A 3,030-nucleotide genomic window follows, 5' to 3' on the forward strand; every position below is an offset into this window, starting at 1 on the left:
TCTGACGTAACGGTGTCATGACGGATTCTCCTCTTCTGAAAAGCCCACCTGGGCTCATCAAAAGTATCCGTCAATCCACCTGATCTCGCGGGAAACTCCCCGGCTTACTCGCTACCGCGAAGCGGTTTAGTTCAACAGCAACTAGACCGGATTCCACGATATTGCAAAAAAGTGCGTTCTAGATAGTTCCCATCCAGAAACACGCGTTTTCAACCAGTTTGGCTCATTTCTGGGAATAGGAGCTTAGCTGAGTGCCTTCAAAAAATTGAAGGCGATTGAATACCGGTCAGTTTGGCCACTATCTGATCAATCAGTCCAAATTCAGGCCACAGGTATGCACTGCAAGGCCTGTCCATGCATCCTTTCAACAGCTTTTGAGGCCCAAGCCGTAGGCTAATCGGGGCCGAGTCGTGCCAGCCGAACCAGGTTGTAACTCAGAGCCGAGGCCCAGACAAACGCCTTGAAGCCATCGTGACCTTTCCACATCGCTTTCGCGGCTCTGAAGGCCCGCTTTAATTCCGAGATATTGCCCCGATGCCGGCTCGAAAATGATGCAAGGCATTAGAGGTCTTCGACTTCACGCCCATAGCGGTGAGCGATACGCCCACGGGCTTGTGAAATACAACGTGCTTAAGCCCCATGGCGCGTCCGGCCGCGACGTTCGCCTGACTGGCGTAGCCGCCATCGGCAACCACTGAGCGGGGCAACTTGCCCAGAACAGAACGGTGATAATCCAGAACCGGCAGGAACAGGGTCTTGTCACCGGGATTGCCCTCTTCAATGGTTAACGCGGTAATAAAACCTCTCACTTCGCTGCTCAGGTTGATCTTGTGGCCGTACTGCACATCCCGGAATCCCATGACGATAATATCTGTGTGCGGCTCGAACAGGCTGATGATTTTGTCCCCCGAGGGCACCCGCTCGCCCTGGATGACTCGACGTTACGTTTGCTCGATCACCCGCGCGGTCAGGTCTCTGTAGTGTGCCAGAGCCTCCAGCCATTTCCGTGTGGCGGGGGAAGCCTCGGCACCGTCAACGACCTGCTGATGTCCGCGATCCGCCTGCTTCACGACCCATCGAGCGATCTTCAGCAACTCGGGATAGAGTTCGTTCTTGACCGCCTGCTTTGCGTTGAATATGCGAAAGGCCAGTGACTTTGCCGCTTTGCGCTTGTCAGTAAAGCGGACCTTCAGGCCGGTGTCGGTTTTGCTTTTTGCCAGCAGCCGGCTGATCACACGCACGCCATCATTCAGCAACTGGCTGTCACTGGGCGGAGCAATAGGGCTGGCCACCACGGTACTGTCGATGCGCAGCTTATCCAGGGAAGCCACCCCCGTGTCCAGCAGGCTTCTTGTCAGTACCTGGTGCGCCCGCTCCAGGGTTTCCGGCTTGATGCCCCGGATCGTGGACTGCAGGCAGGACCGGCTGGGTGCCTGTCCAGGACCTCCGACAGCTTCTGGAGCCGGATGCCATACTCGTGATTCGAGTAATGTTCGAATATACTGGCCTGAGCATTGCGGGTTTCTCGCATGCGGGATTCTCTTGGTTGTTGATGTTTTTTGTTCGCACCTAAAACATACCAGAACCAAGAGGATTTTTTATCCATTCTCAGAATTATTATTTGAAAATCAACCGTTTATTAGTTTCTGGATGGGCACTAACTGGAGCCATGCAGCCCGACGTTTGAATAGTGCCAGTGACCGGTTAACCGATGAATGTCTGGTGCCCCTGATCCACCGATGGAACGACCGGTCAGGCTGTGGCCTGAAGCCACGTAAGAGAGCCCCTATATGTGTTTGCTGTAAGTGCCTGAAGCTCGATGAGACTAACGAAGCAGGCGTTCTTGCTCATGGGTTTAGGTTAGCCGCTGGTGCGGCCAAAAAAATGACTATTGCCTATTGATTCCGAGAAGGCTCATATGGGTTATGGCTTTTTGGCATTTTCGATAGCATTCAGAATAGCAATATCATCGAATGGCTTATCAAAATAATCCGTTTTCTTCAAAATATTTTGGACACTCACTGGAAGCTCGAGATATTTCTTTTTCAAGCCCCAAGTTGCTTCGCCAAAAACCAATTGTTTTATATTCTGTACAATCTCTTTCGGTGTCCCAGAAATATCGGCACCCTCCAAAACACCAATTGCGTAAGCCAATTCAGTCAACTCTGGCTTTTCGCAAATCTCCGAGACAAGCGAACTTCGCGTGATGAGAAAAATTCTTACATCATCGATACTATAATCACGCAACTGTTCGATCACTGATTCATCGGGTAAGGGACGACTAGCAGCTATTTTTTCACACCGCTCTACGGCTTCTCCATATTGTGCAATTCTCTCAGAAATGTAGCGATGTGCAGTAGGTTCGTTGTTACCACCAGCAAAAGCAGAAGTGGCGGCGAGCAGCAAAGGGCATGCGAGTTTGAAATTAACTTTCATATTAATAGCCCCCGCAACCATTATCCACGGCTTTCCAGAACTGCCGTTGTTCGTATGACAACCCTGCTCTGAGCCTTTGCATTTGGGCAATTTCGGATATTGTTTTTCTGACAACAGGCTGAATCTTGCTCATTGACTGTGCGAACAGAACCCAGTCGGTGGAATGAACATTGAAAGTCACTTGCGCAGAGTTGTTGCCAAGAAATATCGTTGTTAAAACCCCAGCGGGCAAAAGAATCTCTAGCATGTTTCCATTGCGCTGAGCCTTCCTTATTGCTTCCAGCGCGTCCTGATCTTCAGAGTCCAGCTTCAAGCCCGAAATTGTGGGACAGTCCATTGCGTTTCCTCCTTTCCATGGTTTTTCCAAAAACGGAAATTACCCAGTGGCTTGCAGTCCAGCAACCACTGCCATAACGCTGAAGCACAGCGGCGCCCTTGTAATGAAGGCGAAGCCGATCGAGTAGGAGGGGGAGTTACCTCCCCCGTCCTCTCACACCACCGTACGTACGGTTCCGTATACGGCGGTTCATGGCTGGCTCTGAAGCCGAGTCATCGTATCCAACAAGCTTACCAGAGACAGGCGGTTAAAGACCT

2 protein-coding genes and 1 pseudogene are annotated in these 3,030 nt (G+C 51.3%); all 3 read right to left on the reverse strand.

The features are described from left to right. Positions 1 to 393 precede the first annotated feature (393 nt). The 3 genes and pseudogenes from AC13C0_RS00345 to AC13C0_RS00355 all read right to left on the reverse strand — a co-directional run bounded on the left by AC13C0_RS00345 (position 394) and on the right by AC13C0_RS00355 (position 2,773). Positions 394 to 1,531 (reverse strand): annotated as a pseudogene (locus tag AC13C0_RS00345) (ISNCY family transposase). 392 nt (positions 1,532 to 1,923) lie between these two features. Then, positions 1,924 to 2,436: a hypothetical protein gene (locus AC13C0_RS00350; protein ID WP_341581730.1), complete on the reverse strand. Its 513-nt coding sequence runs from the start codon at positions 2,434 to 2,436 to the stop codon at positions 1,924 to 1,926. Between the two features lies 1 nt (position 2,437). After that, on the reverse strand, positions 2,438 to 2,773 hold the full coding sequence (locus AC13C0_RS00355) for a hypothetical protein (RefSeq protein WP_341581728.1): 336 nt from the start codon (positions 2,771 to 2,773) through the stop codon (positions 2,438 to 2,440). Positions 2,774 to 3,030 lie beyond the last annotated feature (257 nt).

This window comes from Marinobacter sp. B-21, from assembly GCF_056857895.1.

What these genes read in the sequence shown, in the direction of transcription:
- AC13C0_RS00350 (WP_341581730.1), bottom strand. Translation starts at nt 2,436, where the DNA reads ATGAAAGTTAATTTCAAACTCGCATGCCCTTTGCTGCTCGCCGCCACT.
- AC13C0_RS00355 (WP_341581728.1), bottom strand. Translation starts at nt 2,773, where the DNA reads ATGGACTGTCCCACAATTTCGGGCTTGAAGCTGGACTCTGAAGATCAG.